25 protein-coding genes and 1 pseudogene are annotated in these 26,666 nt (G+C 72.0%); 25 read left to right on the top strand and 1 reads right to left on the bottom strand.

Features of this window, described 5'->3' with window-relative positions:
* The 8 genes and pseudogenes from BG482_RS27135 to BG482_RS27100 all read left to right on the top strand — a co-directional run.
* Positions 1-611: pseudogene (locus tag BG482_RS27135) on the top strand (hypothetical protein); the annotation flags it as partial.
* A 237-nt stretch (positions 612-848) separates the two neighbouring features.
* Positions 849-1,691 (top strand): nitrilase-related carbon-nitrogen hydrolase, encoded by an 843-nt coding sequence (locus BG482_RS27130; RefSeq protein ID WP_069771767.1) that lies wholly within the window; start codon positions 849-851, stop codon positions 1,689-1,691.
* Positions 1,688-2,971, top strand: a complete 1,284-nt coding sequence (locus tag BG482_RS27125; protein WP_069771766.1) for an aspartate aminotransferase family protein — start codon at positions 1,688-1,690, stop codon at positions 2,969-2,971. Before BG482_RS27130 ends, BG482_RS27125 begins: the two co-directional genes overlap by 4 nt.
* 30 nt (positions 2,972-3,001) lie before the next feature.
* Positions 3,002-4,585, top strand: a complete 1,584-nt coding sequence (locus BG482_RS27120; protein ID WP_069771765.1) for a PucR family transcriptional regulator — start codon at positions 3,002-3,004, stop codon at positions 4,583-4,585.
* Between the two features lie 181 nt (positions 4,586-4,766).
* Positions 4,767-5,609: a nitrilase-related carbon-nitrogen hydrolase gene (locus BG482_RS27115; protein ID WP_069771764.1), complete on the top strand. Its 843-nt coding sequence runs from the start codon at positions 4,767-4,769 to the stop codon at positions 5,607-5,609.
* Between the two features lie 94 nt (positions 5,610-5,703).
* Positions 5,704-7,107, top strand: coding sequence for a dihydropyrimidinase (hydA, locus tag BG482_RS27110; RefSeq protein ID WP_069771763.1), 1,404 nt, complete (start codon positions 5,704-5,706; stop codon positions 7,105-7,107).
* Between the two features lie 11 nt (positions 7,108-7,118).
* Positions 7,119-8,138: a TIGR03842 family LLM class F420-dependent oxidoreductase gene (locus tag BG482_RS27105; protein ID WP_069771762.1), complete on the top strand. Its 1,020-nt coding sequence runs from the start codon at positions 7,119-7,121 to the stop codon at positions 8,136-8,138.
* Positions 8,139-8,290: 152 nt separating this feature from the next.
* Positions 8,291-9,820 carry an NCS1 family nucleobase:cation symporter-1 gene (locus tag BG482_RS27100; protein WP_069771761.1) on the top strand — a complete coding sequence of 510 codons (1,530 nt, stop codon included), beginning with the start codon at positions 8,291-8,293 and terminating at the stop codon, positions 9,818-9,820.
* A 97-nt stretch (positions 9,821-9,917) separates the two neighbouring features.
* Here BG482_RS27100 and BG482_RS27095 read toward each other — a convergent pair whose 3' ends face one another.
* A complete protein-coding gene (locus BG482_RS27095; RefSeq protein ID WP_069771760.1) occupies positions 9,918-10,586 on the bottom strand; it encodes a hypothetical protein in 669 nt (222 codons plus the stop codon).
* Between the two features lie 283 nt (positions 10,587-10,869).
* Between BG482_RS27095 and BG482_RS27090 the strand changes: the two genes are divergently transcribed.
* From BG482_RS27090 to hypE, 17 genes are all read left to right on the top strand, one after another.
* Entirely contained in the window at positions 10,870-11,184 is a 315-nt protein-coding gene (locus BG482_RS27090) for a DUF6400 family protein (protein ID WP_069771759.1), read from the top strand.
* A complete protein-coding gene (locus BG482_RS27085) occupies positions 11,171-11,428 on the top strand; it encodes a hypothetical protein (RefSeq protein ID WP_069771758.1) in 258 nt (85 codons plus the stop codon). Before BG482_RS27090 ends, BG482_RS27085 begins: the two co-directional genes overlap by 14 nt.
* Before the next feature lie 211 nt (positions 11,429-11,639).
* A complete protein-coding gene (locus tag BG482_RS27075) occupies positions 11,640-13,382 on the top strand; it encodes an enoyl-CoA hydratase-related protein (RefSeq protein WP_069771780.1) in 1,743 nt (580 codons plus the stop codon).
* A gap of 101 nt (positions 13,383-13,483) precedes the next feature.
* On the top strand, positions 13,484-14,557 hold the full coding sequence (locus tag BG482_RS27070) for a hydrogenase expression protein HypE (RefSeq protein WP_069771756.1): 1,074 nt from the start codon (positions 13,484-13,486) through the stop codon (positions 14,555-14,557).
* A gap of 103 nt (positions 14,558-14,660) precedes the next feature.
* The gene (locus tag BG482_RS27065) at positions 14,661-16,442 is read left to right on the top strand and encodes a nickel-dependent hydrogenase large subunit (protein WP_069771755.1); all 1,782 of its coding nucleotides are present in this window, start codon (positions 14,661-14,663) and stop codon (positions 16,440-16,442) included.
* The gene (locus tag BG482_RS27060) at positions 16,439-16,975 is read left to right on the top strand and encodes a hypothetical protein (RefSeq protein WP_069771754.1); all 537 of its coding nucleotides are present in this window, start codon (positions 16,439-16,441) and stop codon (positions 16,973-16,975) included. Before BG482_RS27065 ends, BG482_RS27060 begins: the two co-directional genes overlap by 4 nt.
* A complete protein-coding gene (locus BG482_RS27055) occupies positions 16,972-17,628 on the top strand; it encodes a DUF5947 family protein (RefSeq protein WP_069771753.1) in 657 nt (218 codons plus the stop codon). The genes BG482_RS27060 and BG482_RS27055 overlap by 4 nt, the downstream gene beginning before the upstream one ends.
* Positions 17,625-18,317, top strand: a complete 693-nt coding sequence (locus tag BG482_RS27050; protein ID WP_069771752.1) for a DUF6084 family protein — start codon at positions 17,625-17,627, stop codon at positions 18,315-18,317. The genes BG482_RS27055 and BG482_RS27050 overlap by 4 nt, the downstream gene beginning before the upstream one ends.
* Positions 18,314-19,744 (top strand): hypothetical protein, encoded by a 1,431-nt coding sequence (locus tag BG482_RS27045; protein ID WP_069771751.1) that lies wholly within the window; start codon positions 18,314-18,316, stop codon positions 19,742-19,744. The genes BG482_RS27050 and BG482_RS27045 overlap by 4 nt, the downstream gene beginning before the upstream one ends.
* Positions 19,741-20,313 (top strand): hydrogenase maturation protease, encoded by a 573-nt coding sequence (locus BG482_RS27040; protein WP_069771750.1) that lies wholly within the window; start codon positions 19,741-19,743, stop codon positions 20,311-20,313. Before BG482_RS27045 ends, BG482_RS27040 begins: the two co-directional genes overlap by 4 nt.
* Entirely contained in the window at positions 20,310-20,414 is a 105-nt protein-coding gene (locus BG482_RS46220) for a hypothetical protein (protein WP_370745891.1), read from the top strand. Before BG482_RS27040 ends, BG482_RS46220 begins: the two co-directional genes overlap by 4 nt.
* Positions 20,415-20,558: 144 nt before the next feature.
* Positions 20,559-20,957, top strand: a complete 399-nt coding sequence (locus BG482_RS27035; RefSeq protein ID WP_069771749.1) for a hydrogenase maturation nickel metallochaperone HypA — start codon at positions 20,559-20,561, stop codon at positions 20,955-20,957.
* Positions 20,958-20,960: 3 nt separating this feature from the next.
* Positions 20,961-21,716, top strand: coding sequence for a hydrogenase nickel incorporation protein HypB (hypB, locus tag BG482_RS27030; protein WP_069771748.1), 756 nt, complete (start codon positions 20,961-20,963; stop codon positions 21,714-21,716).
* Positions 21,713-24,121 (top strand): carbamoyltransferase HypF, encoded by a 2,409-nt coding sequence (gene hypF / locus BG482_RS27025; RefSeq protein WP_069771747.1) that lies wholly within the window; start codon positions 21,713-21,715, stop codon positions 24,119-24,121. Before hypB ends, hypF begins: the two co-directional genes overlap by 4 nt.
* A 31-nt stretch (positions 24,122-24,152) precedes the next feature.
* Positions 24,153-24,458, top strand: coding sequence for a HypC/HybG/HupF family hydrogenase formation chaperone (locus BG482_RS27020; protein WP_069771746.1), 306 nt, complete (start codon positions 24,153-24,155; stop codon positions 24,456-24,458).
* Positions 24,455-25,582 carry a hydrogenase formation protein HypD gene (gene hypD / locus BG482_RS27015; RefSeq protein ID WP_069771745.1) on the top strand — a complete coding sequence of 376 codons (1,128 nt, stop codon included), beginning with the start codon at positions 24,455-24,457 and terminating at the stop codon, positions 25,580-25,582. The genes BG482_RS27020 and hypD overlap by 4 nt, the downstream gene beginning before the upstream one ends.
* The gene (gene hypE, locus BG482_RS27010; protein ID WP_069771744.1) at positions 25,575-26,666 is read left to right on the top strand and encodes a hydrogenase expression/formation protein HypE; all 1,092 of its coding nucleotides are present in this window, start codon (positions 25,575-25,577) and stop codon (positions 26,664-26,666) included. Before hypD ends, hypE begins: the two co-directional genes overlap by 8 nt.

The raw sequence follows: 26,666 nt of genomic DNA, 5'->3' as shown, positions 1-26,666 counted from the left end.
CCCTGCGCGGCGCCCGCTTCGCCGGAGCCGCCGCCGAGCACGTGGCGCGCGACGCCGAGCCGCAGCGCGAGCCGTTGGACGCGGTCGCCCGGCGGGAGACCGTCGAGGCGGTGCAGCGGCTGGTGCGGCTGCGCGCCGAGGGCCGCAGCGGCGAGGCGCACGCCCTGCTGGTGGAGCTCGCCTGCTGGCCGGCCGCCCGCATCCCGCTGCTCGCGGCCGAGCTGCAGCGCACCGGGCTGGTCGCCGACTGGACCACCCTGCTCTGGGAGGCGGCCTCCCTGCCGGCCGAGCGGCTCGTCGCCGCGGCCGACGCGCTGGTCGCGGTCGGGCGCACCGGTGACGGCGCGCAGATCCTGCGGCAGGGCGTCGCCCGCCCGGCCGCCGAGATCGGACAGGCCGTCCTCGCCCTGGTCGGGGACGGCCGACACCGTGAGGCCCGCGCGCTGCTCGACGCCTACGTCCGGGTCCGCACCCCGGAGGAGGCCGCCCGCAGCGTCGCCCCGGACCCGCGGGCCCTCGTCCCGCTGCTGCTGCAGGCCGCCCGCACCGTCTCCGAGGAACGCCGCTGGGATCTGGTGCACGCCCTCAGGGTCGCCGGGTTCACCGCCTGAGCGGGCCGCCGCCCGCGCCGGGCGCGTTCCGTCGGCCGCGGGACGCATCCGGTCGGTCCGGGCGGTCGGCGCTGGGCCGGACGGTCCGCGACTCACCCACAGGAGTGTGAAACGCGATCGACTCCGCGGGTTAACGACGATGGTCTTGGCAAGCCCGTCCTGGAGGCTTACGTTCGTCCCTCTACGACCTTCGTCTACGGGCGTAGAGGCTCTGACGTCCTGTCGAAGGAGCAGCTCATGGCCAACGTCGTACGTGCCGCACTGGTCCAGGCCACCTGGACCGGCGACACCGAGTCCATGGTGGCGAAACACGAGGAGCACGCCCGCGAGGCGGCCCGCAGGGGCGCGAAGATCATCGGGTTCCAGGAGGTCTTCAACGCTCCCTACTTCTGCCAGGTCCAGGAGCCGGAGCACTACCGCTGGGCCGAGCCGGTGCCCGACGGGCCGACCGTGCGTCGTATGCAGGAGCTCGCGCGCGAGACGGGCATGGTGATCGTCGTGCCGGTCTTCGAGGTCGAGCAGTCCGGTTTCTACTACAACACCGCCGCCGTGATCGACGCCGACGGCTCCTACCTCGGCAAGTACCGCAAGCACCACATCCCGCAGGTGAAGGGTTTCTGGGAGAAGTACTACTTCCGGCCGGGCAACGCCGGCTGGCCCGTCTTCGACACGGCCGTCGGCCGGGTCGGCGTGTACATCTGCTACGACCGTCACTTCCCCGAGGGATGGCGGCAACTCGGCCTCCAAGGCGCCCAGTTGGTGTACAACCCGTCCGCCACCCACCGAGGCCTGTCCGCCCACCTGTGGCAGCTGGAGCAGCCGGCGGCCGCGGTCGCCAACGAGTACTTCGTCGCCGCGATCAACCGCGTCGGCGTCGAGGAGTACGGCGACAACGACTTCTACGGGACGTCGTACTTCGTCGACCCGCGCGGCAAGTTCGTCGGCGACGTCGCGAGCGACAAGGACGAGGAACTCGTCGTCCGCGACCTCGACTTCGACCTGGTCGAGGAGGTCCGGCAGCAGTGGGCCTTCTACCGGGACCGCCGCCCCGACGCCTACGACGGACTGGTGCAGCCGTGAGCGAACTCCACGACCGCCACCGCGGTGTCCTGCCCGACTGGCTCGCCCTCTACTACGAGGACCCGCTGGAGATCACCCACGGGGAGGGCCGGCACGTCTGGGACGCCGAGGGGAACAAGTACCTCGACTTCTTCGGCGGCATCCTCACCACGATGACCGCGCACGCGCTGCCCGAGGTCACCAAGGCGGTGAGCGAGCAGGCCGGGCGGATCATCCATTCCTCGACGCTCTACCTCAACCGGCCCATGGTCGAGCTGGCCGAGCGGATCGCGCACGTCAGCGGCATCCCCGACGCCCGCGTCTTCTTCACCACCTCCGGCACCGAGGCCAACGACACGGCGCTGCTGCTCGCCACGACCCACCGGCGCAGCAACACCGTTCTGGCCATGCGCAACAGTTACCACGGGCGTTCCTTCAGCGCGGTCGGCATCACCGGCAACCGCGGCTGGTCGCCGACCTCGCTGTCCCCGTTGCAGACGCTGTACGTGCACGGCGGGGTGCGCGGACGCGGTCCGTTCGCGGCTCTCGACGACGCCGCCTTCGTCGAGGCCTGTGTCGCGGACCTGAAGGACCTGCTCGGGCACACCCGCGCGCCCGCGGCCCTGATCGCGGAGCCCATCCAGGGCGTCGGCGGCTTCACCTCGCCGCCGGACGGACTGTACGCGGCCTTCCGCGAGGTGCTGGACGCCCACGGGATCCTGTGGATCGCCGACGAGGTGCAGACGGGCTGGGGCCGCACCGGCGAGCACTTCTGGGGATGGCAGGCGCACGCCGACAACGGCCCGCCGGACATCGTCACCTTCGCCAAGGGCATCGGCAACGGCACGTCCATCGGCGGGGTCGTCGCCCGTTCCGAGATCATGAACTGTCTGGACGCCAACAGCATCTCCACCTTCGGCGGCACCCAGGTCACCATGGCCGCCGGCCTCGCCAACCTCTCCTACCTGCTGGAACACGACCTCCAGGGCAACGCCCGGCGGGTCGGTGGACTGCTCATCGAGCGGCTGCGGGCCGTCGTCGCCCAGGACCCGGGCGTCCGGGAGGTGCGCGGGCGCGGGCTGATGATCGGCGTCGAACTGACCCGGCCCGGCACCGACCTGGCCGACCCCGACCGCGCGGCCGCCGTACTGGAGGCCGCCCGCGTCGGCGGGCTGCTCATCGGCAAGGGCGGCGGCCACGACACCAGCGCGCTGCGCATCGCCCCACCGCTGTCCCTGACCGTGGCGGAGGCCGAGGAGGGCGCCGCGATCCTCGAAAGCGCGCTGAGGAGCACGCAGTAGCGCCGGCCTGAGCCAAGGGAACACATCGCCATGACCATCGCCTTGGAGCCCTGGGGCCCCGTGGAGCCGCTGGAACCCGCACTGTCGGTCCGTCAGGTCCTGTCCCTGGAAAGGGTGCTGGCCGGTGAGCCCGAGGTGGTGGCCGGCGCGTCCCAGCTCGACCGGCCGGTGCGCTGGGTGCACGTCGCCGAGGCGGCCGACGTCGGCGTGATGCTCAGCGGCGGCGAGATGGTCCTGACCACCGGGGTGCTGCTCGCCGGCGACGAGAACGCGCAGACCGAGTACATCCGTTCCCTGCACCGCGCGGAGGCCGCGGCCGTCGTGCTGGGCCTGGGCCGGGCCTTCCCCACCGCGCCGGACGCGATGCGGCGCGCCGCCGAGCGGTGCGGACTGCCGATGGTGGTCCTGCACCGCCCCTTCCCCTTCGCCGAGCTGACCGAGGAGGTCCAGTCCCGGCTGGTGCGCCGCAAGTTCGCCGCCGTCAGCCTGTCGGAGGCCGTGCGGACCGCCCTGACGGCACTGATCACCGCGGGCGCCCCGCTGCAACGGCTGCTCGACGAGATCGCCCAGCACGCCGCCTGTCCCGTCGTCGTCACCAATCTCGCCCACCGGGTGCTGGCCACGGCGGGGGAGCGCTCGGCGGTCGAGGACGTGCTGCGGGACTGGGAGCGCATCGCCCGCCAGGCCGGCGGAACCGAGGGCGACGGCTGGATCCGCGCCGAACTGGGCGGACGCGGCGAGCGGTGGGGGCAGATCATGCTCTGCGGTCACCGCGGGGACACCGCGGGAGGCCGGCTGCTCGCCGACCGGGCCGCCGAGGCCCTCGTCCTGCACCGGATGCTCGCCGGCGCCTCCGCCCACACCTGGGAGGAGCAGTCCGCGCAGAGCCTGCTCACCGACCTGGTCTCCGGCGTCGTCCCGGCGCGGCACCTGCTGCCCCGGGCCCGGGCGGCCGGCCTGCCCGTCAACCGGCGCACCTTCGTCCCGCTCGTCGTACGGGACGGCGACCTGGCCCGGCTCGAACGGCTGCTGCGGCTGCTGGGTCTGCCGGGACTGGTCGCCGAGCTCGCCGACGGGGCCACCGCCGTGCTGCTGAGCCTCGCCCGCGACCAGGACGCCGAGGCGCTCGCCGTCCACTTCGCCGCCCGGCTGCGCACCGAGTCGGGGCAGCCCCGCACCGTCGTCGCGGCGGCCGACCCGCGGAGCGTGTGGGACGACGTGCCGGCCGGGCTGCGCGAGGCCCAGCACGTCGCGGACGCCGTGGCCGACTCCACGGCCGCGCTCGACCTCCCGGCCGTCGTCCGGCTCAGGGACGTCCATCTGCGGGGCCTGGTCCGGCTGCTGCGGGACGACCCGCATGTGCAGTCCTTCGCCGAGCGCGAGCTGGACGGACTGCTGTGCGCGGCCGGCGACGACCTGCTCGCCGTCCTGCGGACCTATCTGGCCACCGGCCGCAACAAGTCCCGCACCGCGCAGCTCCACCATGTCTCCCGGCCGGCGCTGTACCGCCGGCTGGAGGCCATAGAGGGCCGGCTCGGCGTGGACCTCGACGACTTCGAACAGGCCGCCTCGGTGCATATCGCGCTCCTCGCGCACGACGCGCAGCAGAGCTGACCGCAGGGCGCGGGCAACCGCCCGGAAACATGGAACGACCTGGGAAAACGGTGGTGAAACATGGGGCGACGAAGACGTGACACGGTGCCACGCCGAACGCCCTCAGGCGTGACAGCGTGCAACTCAGAGCGGGACGTCCGGCTTCCTAGGCTCCTCGTACACCGAGCGACCGGAGGTCCCGATGAGCCAAGTGATCCGTGCCGCCGTCTTCCAGACGGCCTGGACCGGCGACAAGGAATCGATGATCCAGGTCCACGAGCAGGCGGTCCGCGACGCGGCGGCGCAGGGTGCCCAGGTCCTGTGCTTCCAGGAGCTGTTCTACGGACCGTACTTCTGCCAGGTCCAGGACCCGCAGTTCTACGAGTACGCCGAGCAGATCCCCGACGGGCCGATCGTCAGGCGGTTCCAGGCGCTCGCCGAGGAGCACGGCATCGTCCTGGTGCTGCCGATGTACGAGGAGGAGCAGCCGGGCGTCCTCTACAACACCGCCGCCGTGATCGACGCGGACGGCTCGTATCTCGGCAAGTACCGCAAGCACCACATCCCGCAGGTGAGGGGTTTCTGGGAGAAGTTCTACTTCCGGCCCGGGAACGTGGGCTGGCCGGTCTTCGAGACGGCCGTCGGCAAGATCGGCGTCTACATCTGCTACGACCGCCACTTCCCGGAGGGCTGGCGCGCGCTGGGACTGGAGGGCGCGGAGATCGTGTTCAACCCGTCGGCGACCTCGCGCGGCCTGTCCGCGTACCTGTGGCAGCTGGAGCAGCCGGCGGCCGCGGTCGCCAACGAGTACTTCGTCGGCGCGATCAACCGGGTCGGCGTCGAGGAGCTCGGCGACAACGACTTCTACGGGACCTCGTACTTCGTGGACCCGGAGGCCCAGTTCGTCGGGGAGGTGGCGAGCGACAAGGAGAGCGAACTCGTCGTCCGCGACCTCGACATGGCCAAGCTGCGCGAGGTGCGCGACCGCTGGCAGTTCTACCGGGACCGCCGCCCCGACGCCTACCCCCCGCTGACCGCGCCGTAACCGGCCGCAGCCGCCGCCGGTCCGGTGCACGGGGGCCCGACCGGCGGCGCCCTCCAGGCACGACACCAGTGTTGAACACGGCAGGAGAGGGAGTATGAGCAGCCGTACCGTCATCCGGGGTGGCCTCGTCATCACCGCGTCCGACGAGATCCACGCCGACGTCCTGATCGAGGACGGCCGGGTCGCCGCCCTCGCCGCCTCCGGCACCCCGGCCGCCGGGGCCTGGACCGCCGAGAGGGTCATCGACGCCACCGGGAAGTACGTCATCCCGGGCGGGGTCGACGTCCACACCCACATGGAGCTGCCGTTCGGCGGCACCTTCGCCTCCGACACCTTCGAGACCGGCACCCGGGCGGCCGCCTGGGGCGGCACGACGACGATCGTCGACTTCGCCGTGCAGAGCGTGGGGCGCAGCCTGCGCGAAGGCCTCGACACCTGGCACGCCAAGGCGGAGGGCAACTGCGCGATCGACTACGGCTTCCACATGATCGTCTCCGACGTCAACCAGGACACGCTCAAGGAGATGGACCTGCTGGTGGAGGAGGGCGTCACCTCCTTCAAGCAGTTCATGGCCTACCCCGGCGTCTTCTACAGCGACGACGGTCAGATCCTGCGCGCCATGCAGCGCTCCGCCGAGAACGGCGGACTGATCATGATGCACGCGGAGAACGGCATCGCCATCGACGTCCTCGTCGAGCAGGCGCTCGCGCGCGGCGAGACCGACCCGAGGTACCACGGCGAGGTCCGCAAGGCCCTCCTGGAGGCCGAGGCCACCCACCGGGCCATCAAGCTCGCGCAGGTCGCCGGGGCCCCGCTGTACGTGGTCCACGTGTCGGCGATGGAGGCGGTCGCGGAACTGGCCCGCGCGCGCGACGAGGGACTGAACGTCTTCGGCGAGACCTGTCCGCAGTATCTCTTCCTGTCCACAGACAACCTCGCCGAGCCCGGCTTCGAGGGCTCCAAGTACGTGTGCTCCACACCGCTGAGGCCCAGGGAACACCAGGCCAAGCTCTGGCGGGGACTGCGCACCAACGACCTCCAGGTCGTCTCCACCGACCACTGCCCCTTCTGTTTCGTGGGCCAGAAGGAACTCGGCCGGGGCGACTTCTCGAAGATCCCCAACGGTCTGCCGGGCGTCGAGAACCGTATGGACCTGCTCCACCAGGCCGTCGTCGACGGGCACATCGGCCGCCGCCGCTGGATCGAGATCGCCTGCGCCACCCCGGCCCGCATGTTCGGCATGTACCCCAAGAAGGGCACCATCGCCCCCGGCGCCGACGCCGACGTGGTCATCTACGACCCGCACGCCGAGCAGATCGTCTCCGCCGAGACCCACCACATGAACGTCGACTACTCGGCGTACGAGGGCAGGCGCCTCACCGGCCGCGTCGAGACGGTCCTGTCGCGCGGCGAACTCGTCATCACCGAGCGGGAGTACACCGGACACGCCGGTCACGGCGTCTACACCCCGCGCTCCACCTGCCAGTACCTCAACTAGGAGCAGCGCACATGGACTTCGGACTCGTCCTGCAGACCGACCCGCCGGCCTCGAAGGTCGTCGAGCTGATGAAGCGTGCCGAGGACAACGGCTTCACCCACGGCTGGACCTTCGACTCCGCCGTGCTCTGGCAGGAACCGTTCGTGATCTACAGTCAGATCCTGGCGAACACCAGCCGGTTGACGGTCGGACCGATGGTGACGAACCCCGGCACCCGCACCTGGGAGGTCACCGCCTCCACCTTCGCCACCCTCAACGACATGTTCGGCAACCGCACGGTGTGCGGCATCGGCCGCGGCGACTCCGCGATGCGCGTGGCGGGCCGCGCCCCGAACACCCTGGCCCGGATCAGCCAGGCCATGAAGGTCATCCGGGCGCTCGGCTCGGGCCAGGAGGCCGACCTCGGCGGCACGGTCGTCCGGTTCCCCTGGATCAAGGAGGACGCGCACCTCCCCGTCTGGATGGCCGCCTACGGCCCCAAGGCGTTGAAGATGACCGGCGAGGAGGCCGACGGCTTCATCCTCCAGCTCTCCGACCTCTACCTCACCGAGTACATGGTGAAGGCCGTCAAGGACGCCGCCGTCGCCGCAGGGCGCGACCCCGCGGAGGTGAAGATCTGCGTCGCCGCCCCGGCGTACGTCACCGAGGACGACTCGCCCGAGGCGCTCGCCCACGCGCGCGAGCAGTGCCGCTGGTTCGGCGGCATGGTCGGCAACCACGTCGCCGACCTGGTCTCCAAGTACGGCGCGCACTCCGCCGCCGTCCCCGACGAACTCACCGACTACATCAAGTCGCGCGAGGGGTACGACTACTCCCATCACGGGCGGGCCGACAACCCCGACACCGCGTTCGTGCCGGACGAGATCGTCGACCGGTTCTGCGTCATCGGACCGGTCGAGAAACACATCGAGAAGCTGACCGCGCTGCGCGCGCTGGGCGTCGACCAGTTCGCCGTCTACGACATGCACGACGCGCAGGAGGCCACCATCGACGCGTACGGCACGACGGTGATCCCGGCCGTCAACGCCTGACCCCGCCCGTCCCCAGGGGCCCCGCCCGCTCGTCCTCAGGAGCAACTCCCCATCCCCCCACTCCAGTTCACCCCTCCTCCACCTCCCCGGAGGAGGGGACCGGAGACCCGCACGGCCTTTCCGGATCCGCCCCTCGTTTGATTGGCCTGCCCATGACCGACACCGCTCCCACGGCCATACCGCCGACCTCTCAAGTCACCCTGGCCGACGGCCGGGTGGAGATCGCCCCTGGTTCGCCGCAGCCCAGCGGCCCCTACGCCAACGAGGACCTGCTGCCGGTCCCCGTGGAGAAGCGCACCTGGACGACGTACAACTTCTCCGCGCTGTGGGTCGGCATGGCCCACAACACGGCGTCGTGGACGCTGGCCTCCGGTCTGATCGCCGTGGGCATGGACTGGAAGCAGGCGGTGTTCACCATCGGCCTGGCCAACCTGATCGTGCTGGTCCCGATGCTGCTCACCGGGCACGCGGGGCCGAAGTACGGCATCCCCTTCCCGGTCTTCGCGCGGGCCTCCTTCGGCGTCCGCGGCGCCAACCTCCCGGCCATCGTGCGGGCGTTGGTGGCGTGCGGCTGGTTCGGCATCCAGACCTGGATCGGCGGTGAGGCGATCTACTTCCTCGCCGGGAAGCTGATCGGCAACGGCTGGTCCGACGCCGGGAAGATCGGCGGGTACGCCTGGACCATGTGGCTGTCGTTCGCGCTCTTCTGGGCGCTCCAGGTCGCGATCATCTACCGGGGCATGGAGACGATCCGCCGCTTCGAGAACTGGGCGGCGCCCTTCGTCCTCGTCGGCGCGCTGGTGATGCTGATCTGGATGAGCAACAAGGCAGGTGGTTTCGGCCCGTTGCTGGACCAGCCGTCCAAGCTGGGCTGGGGCGGCGACTTCTGGAAACTGTTCTGGCCGTCCCTGATGGGCATGATCGGGTTCTGGTCCACGCTGTCGCTGAACATCCCCGACTTCACCCGCTACGGCAAGTCGCAGAAGGCGCAGACCTGGGGACAGGCGCTCGGGCTTCCGACGACCATGACGCTGTTCGCGCTGCTGTCGGTGCTGGTCACCTCCGGTTCGCAGGCCGTCTACGGTGAGACGGTCTGGGACCCGGTACAGCTCGCCGCCAAGACGGACAACGTCTTCGGGCTGCTGTTCGCGCTGGTGACCGTGCTGGTGGCGACCCTGTCGGTGAACATCGCCGCCAACCTCGTCTCGCCGGCCTTCGACTTCTCCAACATCGCGCCGCGGAAGATCAGTTTCCGCACCGGCGCCCTGGTCACCTGCGTCCTCGGTGTGCTGATCTTCCCGTGGAAGCTGTACTCCGACCCGCAGGGCTACATCTTCACCTGGCTCGGTCTGGTCGGCGGTCTGCTGGGCACGGTCGCGGGCATCCTCATCGCCGACTACTGGATCCTGCGCCGCGGCAAGCTCGACCTGACCGACCTGTACCGCTCGGGCGGCCGCTACTGGTACGACGCGGGCTGGAACTGGCGGGCCGTGGTGGCGTTCGTGACCGGTGGCGTCCTCGCCGTCGGCGGCGCGGGCTTCAAGCCGCTGATCGACGGCCGGCCCATCCCGGCGCTGAAGCCCCTCGCCGACTACGGCTGGGCGGTCGGCCTCGGCGCCTCGACCGTCGTGTACCTGGCCCTGATGCTGCTGCGGGGACGTCAGGAGGAGGCCGACGCCTGACCCGCGCGACGGCGCACCCGCCACGGAAGACGGCCGCAGGAGCGCTCACGCTCCTGCGGCCGTTCGGTGCCGCTCGCGCCGTCACACGGGGGAGGGCTCAGGTTCCGGGCCCGTTCTGCAGGGCGGCCACCGCTTCCTTGGCCGCCCTGATCGCACCCTTGTTGATCTCGTCGGTGGCGGGCGCCTTCTTGGACTCGAAGTCGCTGCCGTTGTAGTTGACGACGACCAGCGCGTTGGCCACCTGGGCGATGACGACGCCCTCCCGGGTCTGCTGCTTGTCCTCCGTCGTCAGGTTGACCACGGAGTAGGCCGCGTTCCCGAGCCCCGGCACCACCCCGCCGCCGCTCTTCTCCTTGATGCGCTCCTTGTACGAGCTCTGCGCCGCGTCGTCGGAGTCCATGATCTCGAAGGAGATGTCGAGCCAGCGGTAGTCGTAGCCCTTGAGCGCGTTCCACGAGCAGGTGCGGCGCAGCCCGGTGTCCGTGGACGGGATCTCCTTGCCGGCCGGCTTGACGCCCGGCACCAGCGTGGTGATCGTCTTCGCGGCCACACTGGTGCAGGGGGCCGGCGCGGCGCCGTACGTCTTGGACACGGTCGTCGTGGAGGGCCCGGAAGCCGTCTCGGACCGGGTCTTCTGTGTGTCCTTGGCCGCGGTGTCCTGCGTCGCGGTGAGCGGTCCGGACGTCAGCGCCCAGCCCGCGCAGGCGAGCACGGCCACGGGGGACAGGCGCGCGGTGAGGGTGAGCGGCAGTGGGAGAGAGCGCACGGCGCACTTTCGTGGGGGACGGTGCGGACGGAGTCCGCGGTGCGGACAGTGGACGTCAGTGTCACACGACTCCCTGTGGGGCGGAAGCGAAAACTCGCTGTGTGCACGGGCGGTGACGAAGGGCCGCGTCAAGGGCCCGGCATTCCCGGTTCATTGGCGTGTATCCGGAGAAACCGGGCTCGACGCACCCTCCGGATCGCCCGGCCCGCCCGCGGACGGTCCCGTTGTGACGTCTCCCACCCGCTCTTGCCGGGGCGAGGATCGCTTCCTTACGTTCTGTCGCATGTCCACCCATGACCGCGCCCTTCCCGGCGAACCGGACGAACCCGCCGCGGCGAGCAGGCCCGCGGCGGACCGCACCGACGCCCCGCCCTTGACCGACCTGGTGGTCGACCTGAGCGCGCACGAGATGCTCCGGCGCGCCCACGTCCTGGACGCCCTCGGCCCCGGCTGGGACCCCGGCGCCGCGCTGGGCGGCGAGGAGGCGGCGTACGGGCTGCTGTACTCCGGCCTCAGCCCGGAGCAACAGCGTGTGTACGACGAGCTGGTCGCGGCCGGTGTGCTTCCGCGGCGAGGAGGCGGCCATGCTGCCGCTTGACCCGCAGGCGGACCCGGGGCGCCGCGCCTGGGTGGCCTGCCCGAACTGCGACGACCGTCGTGGGTGTGCGACGTGCGAGCAGGGGCGCACCTGCTCCGAGCACTGGCGCTATCTGTTGTCCCACGTCGGCAGCCTGCTCCACCTCCAGTGCCGCTCCTGCACGCACATCTGGGCGCACGAGACCCATTTCGGCGCCACCCGCTCCCCGTGGGAGCGCATCACCAGCGGTCTGCGGCGACGGTGACCGTCGAGAACCGCTGACCCGGGGCCGCCGGGGCGCCCGTGCCGCCGGAGGGCCATGCCGCCGCCGCGGCGGCGGCCGGTGAGGCCGGACGGCGGATCGGGGCCCGCTTTCGGATGACCGTGCCGCCTGCCGCCGGGGGCGGCGCTCCGCCGTGGCCGAGGATCGCATCGGCGGCCATCGCTGCCTGCCGTTCGTCCGCCCGGAGGCAGCCGTGCACATCCTGATCCTGGCCAGCGCGTTCAACAGCCTGACCCAGCGCGTCCACGCCGAACTGCGCGACCGTGGCCACCGGGTGGCGGTGGAACTCGCCCTCCCGGGCGGCGCGCTGCCGGACGCCGTGCGACGGCACGCCCCGCAGCTCGTCGTGGCGCCGATGCTGAAGTCGGCGATCCCCGAGGAGGTCTGGGCCGCCTACCCCTGCTTCGTCGTCCATCCCGGGCCCGTGGGCGACCGCGGGCCGTCCTCCCTCGACTGGGCGATCCACGAGGGCATCGACCAGTGGGGCGTCACCGTGCTGCAGGCCGACGCCGAGATGGACGCCGGTGATGTGTGGGCCGAGGCGCCCTGCCGGCTTCCCGAGGCGTCCAAGAGCGAGCTGTACCGGGGCGAGATCGCCGACGCCGCGCTCGAGGCCGTCCTGCTCGCGGTGGAGCGCTTCGCCGGGGGCGCTCACGTGCCGCGCAAGCAGGACAGGGCATGCGCGGCCGACGCGCGCCTGCGCCCGCGTCCGTACCTCGACCAGAGCGTCCGGCGGATCGACTGGGCCGAGGACTCCACACGGACCGTGCTGCGCAAGCTGAGGGCGGCGGACTCGCAGCCCGGAGTGCTGGACACGCTCCTCGGGGGCGAGTGGTACCTGCACGGCGGTCACCCCGAGGGCGTGCTGCGCGGCCGGCCCGGCGAGCTGCTGGCGACCAGGGCCGGGGCGATCTGCCGGGCCACCCGGGACGGCGCCGTGTGGATCCCCGAGCTGCGGCCCCGGCGCACCCCGGGACAGCCCCCCACGTTCAAACTGCCCGCCGTGCGGGCCCTGGGCGAGCTGCTGCCGCCGCTGCCCGAGAAGGCCGCGCCCCTGTCGTCCGGCACACCCCACCGCACCTGGACCGACATCCGCTACCGGGAGGACGGGAACGCGGGCTTCCTGTCGTTCTCCTTCCCCGGCGGCGCCATGAGCACCGAGCAGTGCCGACGACTGCTCGACGCCTACCGGGAAGCGTGCGGGCGGCCCACCTCGGTGCTGGTGCTGGGCGGCGAACGGGACTTCTTCTCCAACGGGATCCACCTCAACGTCATCGAGGCGGCCGACGACCCGGCCGCCGAATCCTGGGCCAACATCAACGCCATCGACGACCTGGTCGAGGCGGTCCTGACGACGACCGACCGGCTGGTGGTCTCGGCGGTCGCGGGCAACGCGGCGGCGGGCGGCGTCATGCTGGCCCTGGCGGCCGACGAGGTGTGGTGCCGCTCGGGCGCCGTGCTGAACCCGCACTACCGCCTGATGGGCCTGTACGGCTCGGAGTACTGGACCCACACGCTGCCGCGCCGGGTGGGGCCCGAGACGGCCGAGCGGCTCCTGCGCGACGCCCTGCCGGTGAGCTCGGCGGGCGCACTGCGCCTCGGGCTCGTCGACCGCGTCGTCGACACCGGTCCCGGTGAGTTCGCGCGGGAGGTCGGGGGCCTGGCGGCCCGGCTGGCCGCCCTGCCGGCGACCGCGTCACGGATCGCCGCCAAGAAGACGGAGCTGGACCGGCTGCAGAGCGCGACCCCGCTGGCCGGCTTCCGTGAGCGCGAGCTCACCCTGATGCGCCGGACCTTCGACGATCCCGACGCCCCCTACCACGCGCTGCGTCGGGGCTTCGTCCACAAGGAGCGGCCCTCGGGCACCCCGCCGCACCTCGGTCCGCCCGCGGTTGCGCAAACGGGCCCGGCCCCCACTGCCGCGGACGTCACCTGAACGGCCCTCTCCGCCGTCTCATCACCGCCGTAGGACTGCTACGAAGAACTCGACGGCCGAAACGCAGGCTTTCATCCCTTACCTCCCCAGGAGGCGGTCCCATGACTGAGGCGACGGCGAAGACGGTCGGCGCTGCGCCCGCCGACGAGACACCCACGATCCACATTCTCTGGATCAACGCGGGGCTGAGCTGCGACGGCGACTCGGTCGCGTTGACGGCGGCCATGCAGCCGAGCATCGAGGAGATCGTGCTCGGCGTGCTGCCGGGCCTTCCGAAGATCGCCGTCCACTGGCCGCTGATCGACTTCGAATGCGGCCCGGTCGGCGGCTCGGACACGTTCATCGAGTGGTTCTTCAAGGGGGAGCGGGGCGAGATCGACCCGTTCGTCCTCGTCGTCGAGGGGTCCATCCCCAACGAGGCGATCAAGCCCGAGGGCTACTGGTGCGGGTTCGGCGACAACCCGGAGACCGGCCAGCCCATCACCACCAGCGAGTGGATCGACCGGCTGGCCCCGAAGGCCCTCGCGGTCGTCGCGATCGGCACCTGCGCCACCTACGGCGGCATCCACGCCATGGCGGGCAACCCGACCGGCGCGATGGGCGTGCCGGACTACCTCGGCTGGGACTGGAAGTCCCACGCCGGGATCCCCATCGTGTGCGTCCCCGGTTGTCCGATCCAGCCCGACAACTTCTCCGAGACGCTCACGTATCTGCTCTACCAGGCGACCGGCGCCGCGCCGATGATCCCGCTGGACGACAAACTGCGGCCCACCTGGCTGTTCGGGGCCACCGTCCACGAGGGCTGCGACCGGGCGGGCTACTACGAGCAGGGCGAGTTCGCCCTGTCGTACGACTCGCCGAAATGCCTGGTCAAGCTGGGCTGCTGGGGTCCGGTCGTCAAGTGCAACGTGCCCAAGCGCGGGTGGATGAACGGCATCGGCGGCTGCCCGAACGTCGGCGGCATCTGCATCGCCTGCACCATGCCCGGGTTCCCCGACAAGTTCATGCCGTTCATGGACGAGCCGCCCGGCGCCAAGGTCTCCAGCACGGCCAGCGGCGCCTACGGGGCAGTGGTCCGCAAGCTGCGCTCGATCACGGCGAAGACGGTGGACAAGGAGCCCAGGTGGCGCCGTACCGGAGAGAAGATCACCACCGGCTACCGGCCGCCCTGGTGACGCTCCGTCAGGACTGATCCGCGTGTGACCCACGACTGACCCGCTTCTGCTTCGCGCACCCCACCACGAACCCCCCGCGCAAACGAAGGGCACGGCAAAGACGATGGCAACGACGAAGGCGGCCGGCGACGGCAGCGGCCTGGTGGAGATGGCCTGGGACCCGATCACCCGGATCGTGGGCTCCCTCGGCATCCACACGAAGATCGACTTCAAGCAGAAGCGGGTCGCGGAGTGCTACAGCACCTCGTCGGTCTTCCGCGGCTACAGCGTCTTCATGCGCGGCAAGGACCCGCGCGACGCCCACTTCATCACCAGCCGCATCTGCGGGATCTGCGGCGACAACCACGCCACCTGCTCGGTGTACGCGCAGAACATGGCCTACGGCGTGAAGCCGCCGCACCTCGCCGAATGGATCATCAACCTCGGCGAGTCCGCGGAGTACATGTTCGACCACAACATCTTCCAGGAGAACCTGGTAGGGGTCGACTACTGCGAGAAGATGGTCCGGGAGACCAACCCCGGCGTCCTCGAACTCGCCGAGCGGACCGAGGCCCCGCACGCGGCCGAGCACGGCTACCGCACCATCGCCGACATCATGCGCTCGCTGAACCCCCTCGAGGGGGAGTTCTACCGCGAGGCCCTCCAGGTCAGCCGCTACACCCGCGAGATGTTCTGCCTGATGGAGGGCCGCCATGTGCACCCCTCCACCCTGTACCCGGGCGGCGTCGGCACCATCGCCTCCGTGCAGCTCTTCACGGACTACCTCAGCCGGCTGATGCGCTACGTCGAGTTCATGAAGCGCGTCGTGCCCCTGCACGACGACCTGTTCGACTTCTTCTACGAGGCGCTCCCCGGCTACGAGGAAGTGGGCCGCCGCCGTGTCCTGCTCGGCTGCTGGGGCGCGCTCAACGACCCGGAGTACTGCGACTTCACCTACGCCAACATGACGGACTGGGGCCGGCGGATGTTCGTCACGCCCGGCATCGTCGTCGACGGCAAACTGGTCACCAACGACCTCACCGAGATCAACCTCGGCATCCGCATCCTGCTGGGCAGCTCCTACTACGAGGACTGGCAGGGCCAGCAGCAGTTCGTCACCCACGACCCGCTCGGCAACCCGGTGGACCCGCGCCACCCGTGGAACCAGCACACCATCCCCGCCCCGCAGAAGCGGGACTTCGACGACAAGTACAGCTGGGTCATGTCCCCGCGCTGGTTCGACGGCAAGGACCACCTCGCCCTGGACACCGGCGGCGGCCCCATCGCCCGCCTGTGGTCCACCGCCCTGTCCGGGCTCGTCGACATCGGCTACGTCAAGGCCACCGGGCACAGCGTGGTCATCAACCTGCCGCGCACCATGACCAAGCCGGAGACCACCTTCGAGTGGCGGATCCCGAAGTGGTCCAACGCGCTGGAACGCAACCGCGCGCGCACCTACTTCCAGGCCTACGCCGCCGCCGTCGCCCTGCACTGCGCCGAGAAGGGCCTCGAGGAGGTCCGCGCCGGACGCACCCAGACCTGGGAGAAGTTCGAGGTGCCCCAGGAGGGCATCGGCGTCGGCTTCACCGAGGCGGTCCGCGGAGTCCTCTCCCACCACATGGTCATCCGGGACGGCAAGATCGCCAACTACCACCCCTACCCGCCCACCCCCTGGAACGCCAGCGTCCGCGACTCCTACGGCACGCCGGGGCCCTACGAGGACGCCGTGCAGAACACCCCGATCTTCGAGGAGAACACCCCGGAGAACTTCAAGGGCATCGACATCATGCGCGCCGTCCGCAGCTTCGACCCCTGTCTGCCCTGCGGCGTCCACATGTACGTCGGCGGCGGCAAGACGGTGAAGTCGATGCACGTGCCCACCGGCCTGAGCGGACTGGGCGGATGAGCGCCCCGACGGCGGCGCGACCCGTCGACGCGGAACAGACCGGGCGCCGTGTCGAGGAGGTGCTGGACCGGCTGGCCGGGAGCGACCCGGCCGCCGCGGCGGCGGCCGAGGAACTGGTCCGCTCCCTCATGGACTTCTACGGCTCCGGCCTGGCCCGCGTGCTGGACCTGCTGTCCGACGCTCCGGGCGACGCCCTCGCCGACCTGCTCGGCGACGAACTCGTCGCGAGCCTCCTCGTCCTGCACGACCTGCACCCCGAGGACCGCGACACCCGCATCGCCCGCGCCCTCGACAGCGTCCGGGAACACGCCCTGGACGTCGAGGACTTCGACGAGGAGAGCGGCGCCCTGACCCTGCGGACCCAGGAGGCCGGCGGCTGCGGCTGCGGCTCCGGCGCAAGCGCCCGGGAAGCCGCGCAGGCGGCCCTCGCCTGCTTCGCACCGGAGGTCACGGCCGTCGAGGTGCGGACCGAGCCCGCCGGGCCCGCCCTCCTGCAGATCGGCACCGGGCCGGCGCCGACGGGTACCCGATGAGCGCATCCCCGGCGCCCGTCCGGCGCGCGCACCCCGTCGGCCTGCGCAGATTCCGCACCGAGCGGGCGCCCCGGCCCGAGCGGTGCGAACTGTGCGCCGTGACCGTGCCCGAGGCGGACCATCGCCACCTGGTCGACACCGAGAAGCGCGCCCTCGTCTGCGCCTGCACCGCCTGTGCGCTGCTGATGGAGCAGCCGGGCGCCGCCGCGGGCCGCTTCCGCACGGTCCCCTCCCGCTACCTCACCGACCCCGGCCACCGCATCGACGAGAGCGCGTGGGACGCGTTGCAGATCCCCGTCGGCGTCGCCTTCCTGTTCCGCAATGCGGCGCTCGACCGGCTGGTCGCCCTCTACCCGAGCCCGGCCGGAGCGACCGAGAGCGAACTCGAACCGGCCACCTGGGCGGCCGTCCTCGGCCGCAGCCCCCTCGCCGGTCTCCTCGAACCCGACGTGGAGGCGCTGCTGCTGCGCCGCACCGACGGCCGCTTCGAGTGCCACCTCGTACCGATCGACGTCTGCTACGAACTCGTCGGCCGCATGCGCCTGTTGTGGCAGGGCTTCGACGGCGGGGCCGAGGCCCGCGCCGCGCTGGACGCGTTCTTCGCGGACGTCTCGCGACGCGCCCGGCCCGTGGACGAGGCGGTGCGACCGTGACGGAGTTCTCCTTCGCCTGCACCGGAGTCCGCGCCGACCGCTACGCCGCCGGACCGACCCTCGTCTTCCGGCTGCGCGTCACCGCCTCCGGCGACAGCCCCGTGCACGCCCTCGCGCTGCGCTGCCAGATCCGCGTCGAACCGGCCCGCCGCAGCTACGACTCCGCCGAGGCCGACGGCCTCGCGGACCTCTTCGGCGAGCGTTCCCGCTGGGGCAGCACCCTTCAGCCGGTGCAGTTCGCCCAGATCTCGCTCATGGTCCCCGGTTTCACCGGCGAGACCGAAGCCGACCTCGTGGTGCCCTGCACCTACGACATGGACATCGCGGCCACCCGCTACCTCGCCGCTCTCAGCGGCGGCGAGGTCCCGCTGCTGATGCTGTTCTCCGGCACGGCGTTCACCGGAGCCGGCGGTTTCCGGGTCGAACCGGTCCCCTGGGACCGGGAGGCCGCCTTCCGGATGCCGGTCGCGACCTGGCGGGAGATGGTCGAGCAGCACTTCCCCGGATGCGGCTGGATCCGGCTGCCCCGCGACACCATGGACGCCCTCCTCGCCTACCGCTCCCGGCGCGCGCTGCCCTCCTGGGAGGCGACCCTCACGTCCCTCCTCGACGACAGCGGCGCCGCCGATCCGCCCCGCGGCGACCCGCTGCGCGCGCTGACCGGCACCACCGGAAGGACGGACCCGTGACCGTGACCGCGTTCGCCTCCGAGACGGAGGCGCGGTTCGCCCTCGCCCGGCAGGTGGCCGACGCCGTCCTCTTCGAGGGCTATGTGCTCTATCCGTACCGCGCCTCGGCGGCCAAGAACCGGCTGCGCTGGCAGTTCGGGGTGCTGGTGCCGCCCGGCTGGGGCGCCGAGTGCGAGGAGCACGACTTCCAGCACACCGAATGCCTGATGGAACCGAGGGCGGGCGCGACCCTCTCGGTCGAGGTGCGCTTCCTGCGCGCCCGACGGCGCACGGTGCAACGGGCCCGCCCGGACGGCGGCTTCGACACGGTCGCCGAACTCCGCCTCGACGACCGGGTGCTGATGCCCTGGGACGAGGGAACCGAGGAGCGCGTCGAGGTGGTCGCCCCGGTGGACGACCTCCTCGGCGACGGCGTCACACATCCCTTCCGACGCCCCGCAGGGGAGGACGCCGAACCGGTCCTGGACGCGGCCGGCCGCACCGTGGGCCGACTGCTGCGGCGGTACGAGGAGATCAGCGGGACGATCCGGCTGTCGGCCCGCGAGCTCGAAGGCCCCTACCGGGCCGTGCGGCTGACCGCCGTCGTCGAGAACACCAGCGGCTGGACACCGTCCGACGACCGTGACGCCGGCCGGGACGCCGCGCTGCCGCACTCCCTGGTGGCCACCCACCTCCTCATGGCCCTCAGCGCCGGATCGTTCGTGTCGATGACCGATCCCCCGGAGTGGGCGAAGGGCGCGGTCGCCGCCTGCCGCAACCTGCACACCTGGCCCGTGCTCGCCGGCGAACGAGGCAGCGCCGACCTCGTGCTGTCCTCGCCGATCATCCTGGAGGACCACCCGGCCATCGCGCCGGAGAGTCCCGGCGCGCTCTACGACGCCACCGAGATCGACGAGATCCTCGCGCTGCGCACCGCGGCCCTCACCGACGAGGAGAAACGCGAGGCCCGCGGCACCGACGAACGGGCGGCCGCCGTGATCGAGCTGGCGGACTCGATGCCGCCCGAGGTCCTGGAACGGCTGCACGGAGCGGTGCGCGGTCTGCGCGAGGCGACCGGCCGGGGCCCCGCGGCCCCGGACGACGGCTTCCCCGACGAGCACGGCGTGCAGCGCCCGGACACCCCCTGGTGGGACCCCGCGAGCGAGGCGGGCTTCGACCCGGCGCGCGACCACGTGGTCGTGGACGGCCGGCGCGTGGGCAAGGGCAGCCGCGTCGAGTTGCGCCCGGGCCGGCGCCGCACCGACGCGCAGGACATCTTCCTGCACGGCCGCACCGCGACGGTCGAGGCGGTGCTGCACGACGTCGACGGCGCGGTGCACCTGGCGGTCACCGTCGACGGCGACCCGGGCGCCGACATCCGCCGCGAACAGGGACGGTTCCTGTACTTCCAGCCCGACGAGGTCACCCTGCCGGAGGACGACGCATGAACCCCTCCCCACCGGCAGCTCCCAGGACGCTCGTGGCGGGCATCGGCAACATCTTCCTCTCGGACGACGGCTTCGGCGTGGAGACCGCCCGCCGGCTCGCCGAGCGCGCCCTGCCCGCACACGTCGAGGTCGTGGACATCGGGGTGCGCGGGGTGCACCTCGCCTACCAGCTCCTGGACGGCTACGACACCCTCGTCCTGGTGGACGCCACGGCGCGCGGCGAAGCCCCCGGCACGCTGTACGTGATCGAACACGACGCGGGCGGTGCGGGCGGCAGCCCTTCGCCGCCCGCACCCGCGCTGGACGGCCACCGGATGACCCCGGACGCCGTCCTCGCGCTGCTGGGCGCCCTGTGCGCCGGGACCGGCGGCGAGCCGCCCCGCCGCGTCCTGGTCGTCGGATGCGAACCGGCCTCGGTGGACGAGGGCATCGGCCTGAGCACGCCGGTGTCCGACGCCGTGCCGGAGGCCGTCCGGCTGATCGAAGAGCTGCTGTGCTGCGCCGAGCCGGGAGAGTCCGCGCCGCGGGCCACGGCCGGCGGGATCTCGACAAGAGGAGAGACGGGATGAAGAAGTTCGTCATCGGCGGAGCGGCCCTGGCGGCCCTGGTGGCCCTCGGCGTCGAGGTGCTTCCCGACGTGCGGCGCTATCTGCGGATCCGACGGATGTGAACCGCGGGCGCCACCGGTGTGCCGTGCGGTTGCGTCGAACGGCGTACCCGCCGGCCGGTGACGGCGTGCCGGGCCGTGCGACCGGGCGGCGCGCGCCTCTAATGAAGGCCGACCGCAGCCAAGGGCGCACAAGGACGGAGACCCATGCACGAGATGTCCGTCGCGCTGGCCGTCGTCGACCAGGTGGCTGAGGCCGCCGAGCGGGCCGGTGACGTCACGGCGGTGCGGTCGGTACGGCTCCAGGTGGGCGAACTGGCCGGCGTCGTCCCCGACGCCCTCGCCTTCTGCTTCGAACTGGTCTGCGCCGGAACCCTGCTGGAAGGCGCCGAACTGGTCACCGAAGCCGTGCCGGGGCGGGCCCGCTGCACGCCGTGCGCACACGAATGGGCCGTCGGCATGCCGCCCCGGCTGACCTGTCCCGGCTGCGACGGGACGGACACCGAGCTGCTCGCGGGCCGGGAACTGCAGATCGTCGACGTGCACTGGATGGACGGCGGCCCCTCGCAGGCGCCCACCCGCGAACCGATCTCCGAGGAGCGCTGAACCATGTGCCGTGTCGTCGACCTGCGCCAGGCCGTACTCGCGAAGAACGACGCGAGCGCCCATGAACTGCGCGCCCACCTCGCCGGCCGGGGCACCGCGGTCGTCAACCTGCTGTCCAGTCCGGGCAGCGGCAAGACCGCGCTGCTGGAACGGGAACTGCTGCGGGCGCGGGAGCGGTCCGTTCCCGTCGCGGCGCTGAGCGCCGACCTCGCCACCGAGAACGACGCGGCGCGCCTGGCGCGTTCGGGCGTCCCGGTCAAGCAGGTCCTCACCGACGGGCTGTGCCACCTGGAGGCGGGGATGCTCGCCGGGCACCTCGACGGATGGCTGCCCGACGGCACCCGGCTGCTGTTCGTGGAGAACGTCGGCAACCTGGTCTGTCCGGCCTCCTACGACCTCGGGGAGACGCTGAGGGTCGCTCTCGCGTCCGTGACCGAGGGCGAGGACAAGCCGCTCAAGTACCCCACCGCCTTCGGGCTCGCCCACCTCGTCGTGGTCACCAAGACCGACATCGCCGAGGCCGTCGAGTTCGACGAGGACGCCTTCCGCGCGAACGTCGAGCAGGTCAACCCCGGGGTCGAGGTGATCCTGACCTCGGCCCGCCGGGGAGAGGGAGTCGGCGCACTGCTCGACCGGGCGCTGGCGGCCGCGGACGGCGTGCCCGTCCATGCGCCGGTCATGGCCCGGTCGCACCCCCACCACGGTCACACCCACGCGCATCCGGAGGCCGCCGGCACCATGGCCCACACCCACCCGTGAGCGCTCCGCAGTCTCCGGCCGCCGTCACCGAGGACACCCCGCGACGCCGCATGGTCACCGTTCGGGGAGTGGTGCAGGGCGTGGGCTTCCGGCCCTACCTGTACGGCCTCGCGACCGAACTCGCCCTGGCCGGACACGTGACCAACACCCCGGAGGGCGTCGTCGCGGAGGTCGAGGGCGCCGCCTCGGCGGTGGCCCGGTTCTGCGACCGGATCGCCGCTCAGGCGCCCCCGCTGGCCCGCGTCGACTCCGTCCACCACCGGGAGCTGCCTCCCGTCGGCGGCGCCGGGTTCACCATCCTCACCTCCCGCACCGACGGACCCGCCCGCACCCTCGTCTCCCCGGACTCCGCCACCTGCGCGGACTGCCTCGCCGAGCTGGCCGATCCCGCGGACCGCCGCCACCGCCACCCCTTCGTCAACTGCACCCACTGCGGCCCGCGCTTCACGATCGTCACCGGTGTGCCCTACGACCGGGCCCACACCACCATGGCCGACTTCGCGATGTGCCCCGACTGCGCCCGCGAGTACGCCGATCCGGCCGACCGCCGCTTCCACGCGCAGCCGGTCGCCTGCCCGGCCTGCGGGCCGCGGTTGCGGCTGCTCGTGGCCCGGCGGCCGGGGCCCCCGAACGCCGTCGAGGGGGATCCGGTCGCCGAGGCACGCGCACTGCTGGCTAGGGGCGCGATCCTCGCCGTGAAGGGCCTGGGCGGGTACCACCTGGCCTGTGACGCCACGAATCCGGCGGCGGTCGCTCTCCTGCGACGCCGCAAGGCGCGCGGGGACAAGCCGTTCGCCGTCATGGCCAGGACCGCGGACGACGTCCGCCATCTCGTCCGGGTGAGCCCCGAGGAGCGGAGCCTGCTCGAAGACCGGGCCAGGCCGGTCGTCCTCATGAGACGGCGTCCGCACCCGTCGTGCACGGCCGGGCGGCCGCGGCCCGCCGAGGCCGTCGCGCCCGGCAGTCCCGACCTCGGCGTACTGCTGCCGTACACGCCCCTGCATCATCTGCTGCTCGGCCTGCCGGGCGACCCGGACGGCCCGCGGCTGCTCGTCATGACCAGCGGCAACGTGTCCGGCGAACCGATCGTCACCGACGACGCCGAGGCCCTGGAGCGGCTCGCGCATCTGGCCGACGCCTGGCTCACGCACGACCGCCCGATCCATGTCCCGTGCGACGACTCCGTGGTCCGCGTCTGCGACGGACACCCGCTGGTGATCCGCCGTTCCCGGGGCTACGCCCCGCTGCCGCTCACGCTGCCGCTGCCCGTGCGGCCGGCCCTCGCCGTGGGGGGAGACCTGAAGAACGCCTTCTGTCTGGGGGAGGGCCGACAGGCCTGGTTGTCGGCGCACATCGGCGACATGGACGACGTCGGCACCCAGCGCGCCTTCGAACGGGCCGTGGAACAGCTGGAGTTCATCACCGGGGTTCAGCCGCAGACCGTGACGTCCGACCGGCATCCGGGCTACCGCTCCGCACGGTGGGCCGACCGGAACGCGGCGCACCGCCCCGTCGTGCGCGTCCAGCACCATCACGCGCACATCGCCTCCGCGATGGCCGAGCACGGGCTGGACGGCGCCCGGCCGGTGATCGGCGTCGCCTTCGACGGCACCGGCCACGGCGACGACGGCGCCGTGTGGGGCGGGGAGTTCCTCCTCGCGGACTATGACGGCTTCACCCGGTTCGGCCGCCTCGCGTACGTCCCGCTGCCCGGTGGCGATGCCGCGGTGCGCCGTCCGTACCGCATGGCGCTCGCCCACCTCAGGGCGGCCGGGATCCCCTGGTCCGCGGACCTCGCGTGCACGAGCGCCTGTCCTCCCGACGAACTGAGACTGCTGGAGAGGCAGTTGGAGCGCGACCTGCACTGTGTTCCCACCTCCAGCATGGGCCGGCTCTTCGACGCCGTGTCCTCTCTCGCCGGGGTGTGTCACCGCGCCGGATACGAGGCGCAGGCCGCCGTCGAGCTGGAGGGCGCCGCGCTGCACGCACCCGCCGGGGACTCCACCGCCTACGCCTTCGCCCTGCACGCGGCGCGAGAGGGCGAGGGCGGCGCCATCCGGGCCGACCCGGCGCCGGTGCTGGCGGCGATCGTCGACGACCTGCGCGCGGACGTCGGGCCGGCCGTGGTCGCGGCCCGCTTCCACCGCGCCGTGACCGGCCTGGTGCACCGGATCTGCGCGCTGGCCCGGGAGCGGCACGGGCTGGACACCGTCGCCCTGACGGGCGGGGTGTTCGCCAACACGCTGCTCTCCTCGGCCTGCGCCGTCGCCCTGCGCGAGGACGGCTTCACGGTCCTGCGGCACCACCTGGTGCCGCCGAACGACGGCGGCCTGGCGCTGGGCCAGCTGATGGTGGCGGCCCGGGCCGTGCCCACCGACCGAGCCACCGACCGAGCCACCGACTGAGCAACGCGCGACCGACAGCGAGGAGAGGCCCATGTGCCTGGCGGTACCCGGCAGAGTGCTGGACATCGAGGACCGGGACGGTACCCGGATGGCCACCGTCGACTTCGGCGGCGTGGTCAAGGAGGTGTGCCTGGAGTACCTGCCCGACCTCCAGGTCGGCGAGTACGCGATCGTCCACGTCGGCTTCGCCCTGCAGCGGCTGGACGAGGAGTCGGCCCGCCAGACGCTCGAACTCTTCGCCGAACTCGGCATGCTGCAGGAGGAGTTCGGCGATCCCTGGGAGGCGGCTGCGGCCGTGCAGGCGGGCGAGGACGCTGTGCAGGAGGTGCGGAAGTGAAGTACATCGACGAGTTCCAGGACCCGGAACTGGCACGCCGGCTCCTCGACGACATCCACGCCACGGTGACCAGGCCGTGGGCGCTGATGGAGGTGTGCGGAGGCCAGACGCACAGCATCATCCGCCACGGCATCGACCAGCTGCTGCCGGACGAGGTCGAACTGATCCACGGGCCCGGCTGCCCGGTGTGCGTGACCCCGCTGGAGGTCATCGACAAGGCGCTGGAGATCGCCTCCCGGCCGGGGGTGATCTTCTGCTCCTTCGGCGACATGCTGCGCGTGCCGGGCACCGGACGCGACCTGTTCCAGGTGCGGGGGGAGGGCGGCGACGTACGCGTCGTCTACTCGCCGCTCGACGCGCTGCGGATCGCACGCCAGAACCCCGACCGCGAGGTGGTGTTCTTCGGCATCGGCTTCGAGACGACGGCGCCTCCCAACGCCATGACGGTCCACCAGGCCCGAAAGCTGGGCGTCCGCAACTTCAGCATGCTGGTGTCCCACGTCCGGGTGCCGCCCGCCATCGAGGCGATCATGTCGTCGCCGAGCTGCCGGGTGCAGGGCTTCCTCGCGGCCGGGCACGTGTGCAGCGTGATGGGCGTGGAGGAGTACCCGGAACTGGCGGAACGCTTCCGCGTCCCGATCGTGGTGACCGGCTTTGAACCCCTGGACATCCTCGAAGGCGTACGCCGGGCCGTCCGCCAGCTGGAGCGCGGTGAGCACACGGTCGACAACGCCTACGCCCGTGCCGTCCGCCCGGAGGGCAACCCGGCCGCCCGGGCCATGCTGGAGGACGTCTTCGAGGTCACCGACCGGGCCTGGCGCGGTATCGGGGTGATCCCCGACAGCGGCTGGCGGCTGTCGTCGAAGTACCGCGACCACGACGCCGAGCACCGCTTCTCGGTCGGCGGGATCCGGACACAGGAGCCCGCCGAGTGCCGGAGCGGAGAGGTTCTGCAGGGGCTGCTCAAGCCGCACGAGTGCGAGGCCTTCGGCACCCTGTGCACCCCCCGCACGCCCCTGGGAGCCACCATGGTCTCCAGCGAGGGCGCCTGCGCCGCCTACTACCTCTACCGCCGTCTGGACGTGCCCACCACCGCGGCCCGGGAGGCGAGCCCCGTTGTCTGACACCACCGATGTTCCCGCCCCCGTCCCCGCCCCTGTCCTGGACCTCGAGTCGTGGACGTGTCCGGCGCCGGTACGCGACCGGCCCCGCGTCGTCATGGGCCACGGCGGCGGTGGAGTCCTCTCCGCCGAACTGGTCCAGCAGATCTTCGCCCCCGCCTTCGGGGGCGAGGTCCTGGCCCAGCTGGGCGACGCCGCCGTCCTCTCCCTGGGCGGCGCCCGGCTGGCGTTCTCCACCGACTCCTACGTGGTACGGCCGCTGTTCTTCCCCGGCGGCTGCATCGGCGACCTGGCGGTCAACGGCACCGTCAACGACCTCGCCATGAGCGGCGCCCGGGCCGCCTACCTCTCCTGCGGGTTCATCCTGGAGGAGGGGGTCGAGCTGGACGTGGTCAGGCGGGTGTCCGAGGCGCTGGGCGCGGCCGCGCGCACCGCCGGTGTCGAGGTGGCCACCGGCGACACCAAGGTGGTCGAGGCCGGACACGGCGACGGGATCTACGTCAACACCGCCGGCATCGGTCTCGTCCCCGCGGGCGTCGACCTGCGCCCGCAGCGGGTCGTCCCGGGCGACGTCGTGATCGTCAGCGGCGCCATCGGCGCACACGGAGTGGCGGTCATGAGCGTGCGCGAGGGCCTGGAGTTCGGAGTGGAGATCCAGAGCGACTGCGCGGCGCTCGGCGGCCTCGTCGACACCATGCTCGGCGTCACCTCGGATCTGCACGTGCTGCGCGATCCCACGCGGGGCGGCCTGGCCGCCGCGCTCAACGAGATCGCGGAGGCCTCCGGTGCGGGGGTCGTCGTCCAGGAGCGCGCCGTCCCCGTGCCGCCGGCCGTGGCCAACGCCTGCGCCATCCTCGGTCTGGACCCCATGTACATCGCCAACGAGGGCAAGCTGGTGGCGTTCGTCCCGCGCGAGCACGCCGATGCCGTCCTGGAGGCGATGCGCGCGCATCCGCTGGGCGCCGAGTCCGCGATCATCGGCGAGGCCGTCGAGGCGCATCCCGGCATGGTCGTGGCCGGTACGGGCCTGGGCGGGACACGGGTGGTCGATCTGCCGATCGGGGAGCAGCTGCCGCGGATCTGCTGA

The organism is Streptomyces sp. LUP30, from assembly GCF_001746365.1.
Classification (GTDB): Bacteria; Actinomycetota; Actinomycetes; order Streptomycetales; family Streptomycetaceae; genus Streptomyces.
Note: the sequence above shows the minus strand (reverse complement) of the source record. Positions and strands in the feature narration are given on the sequence as shown.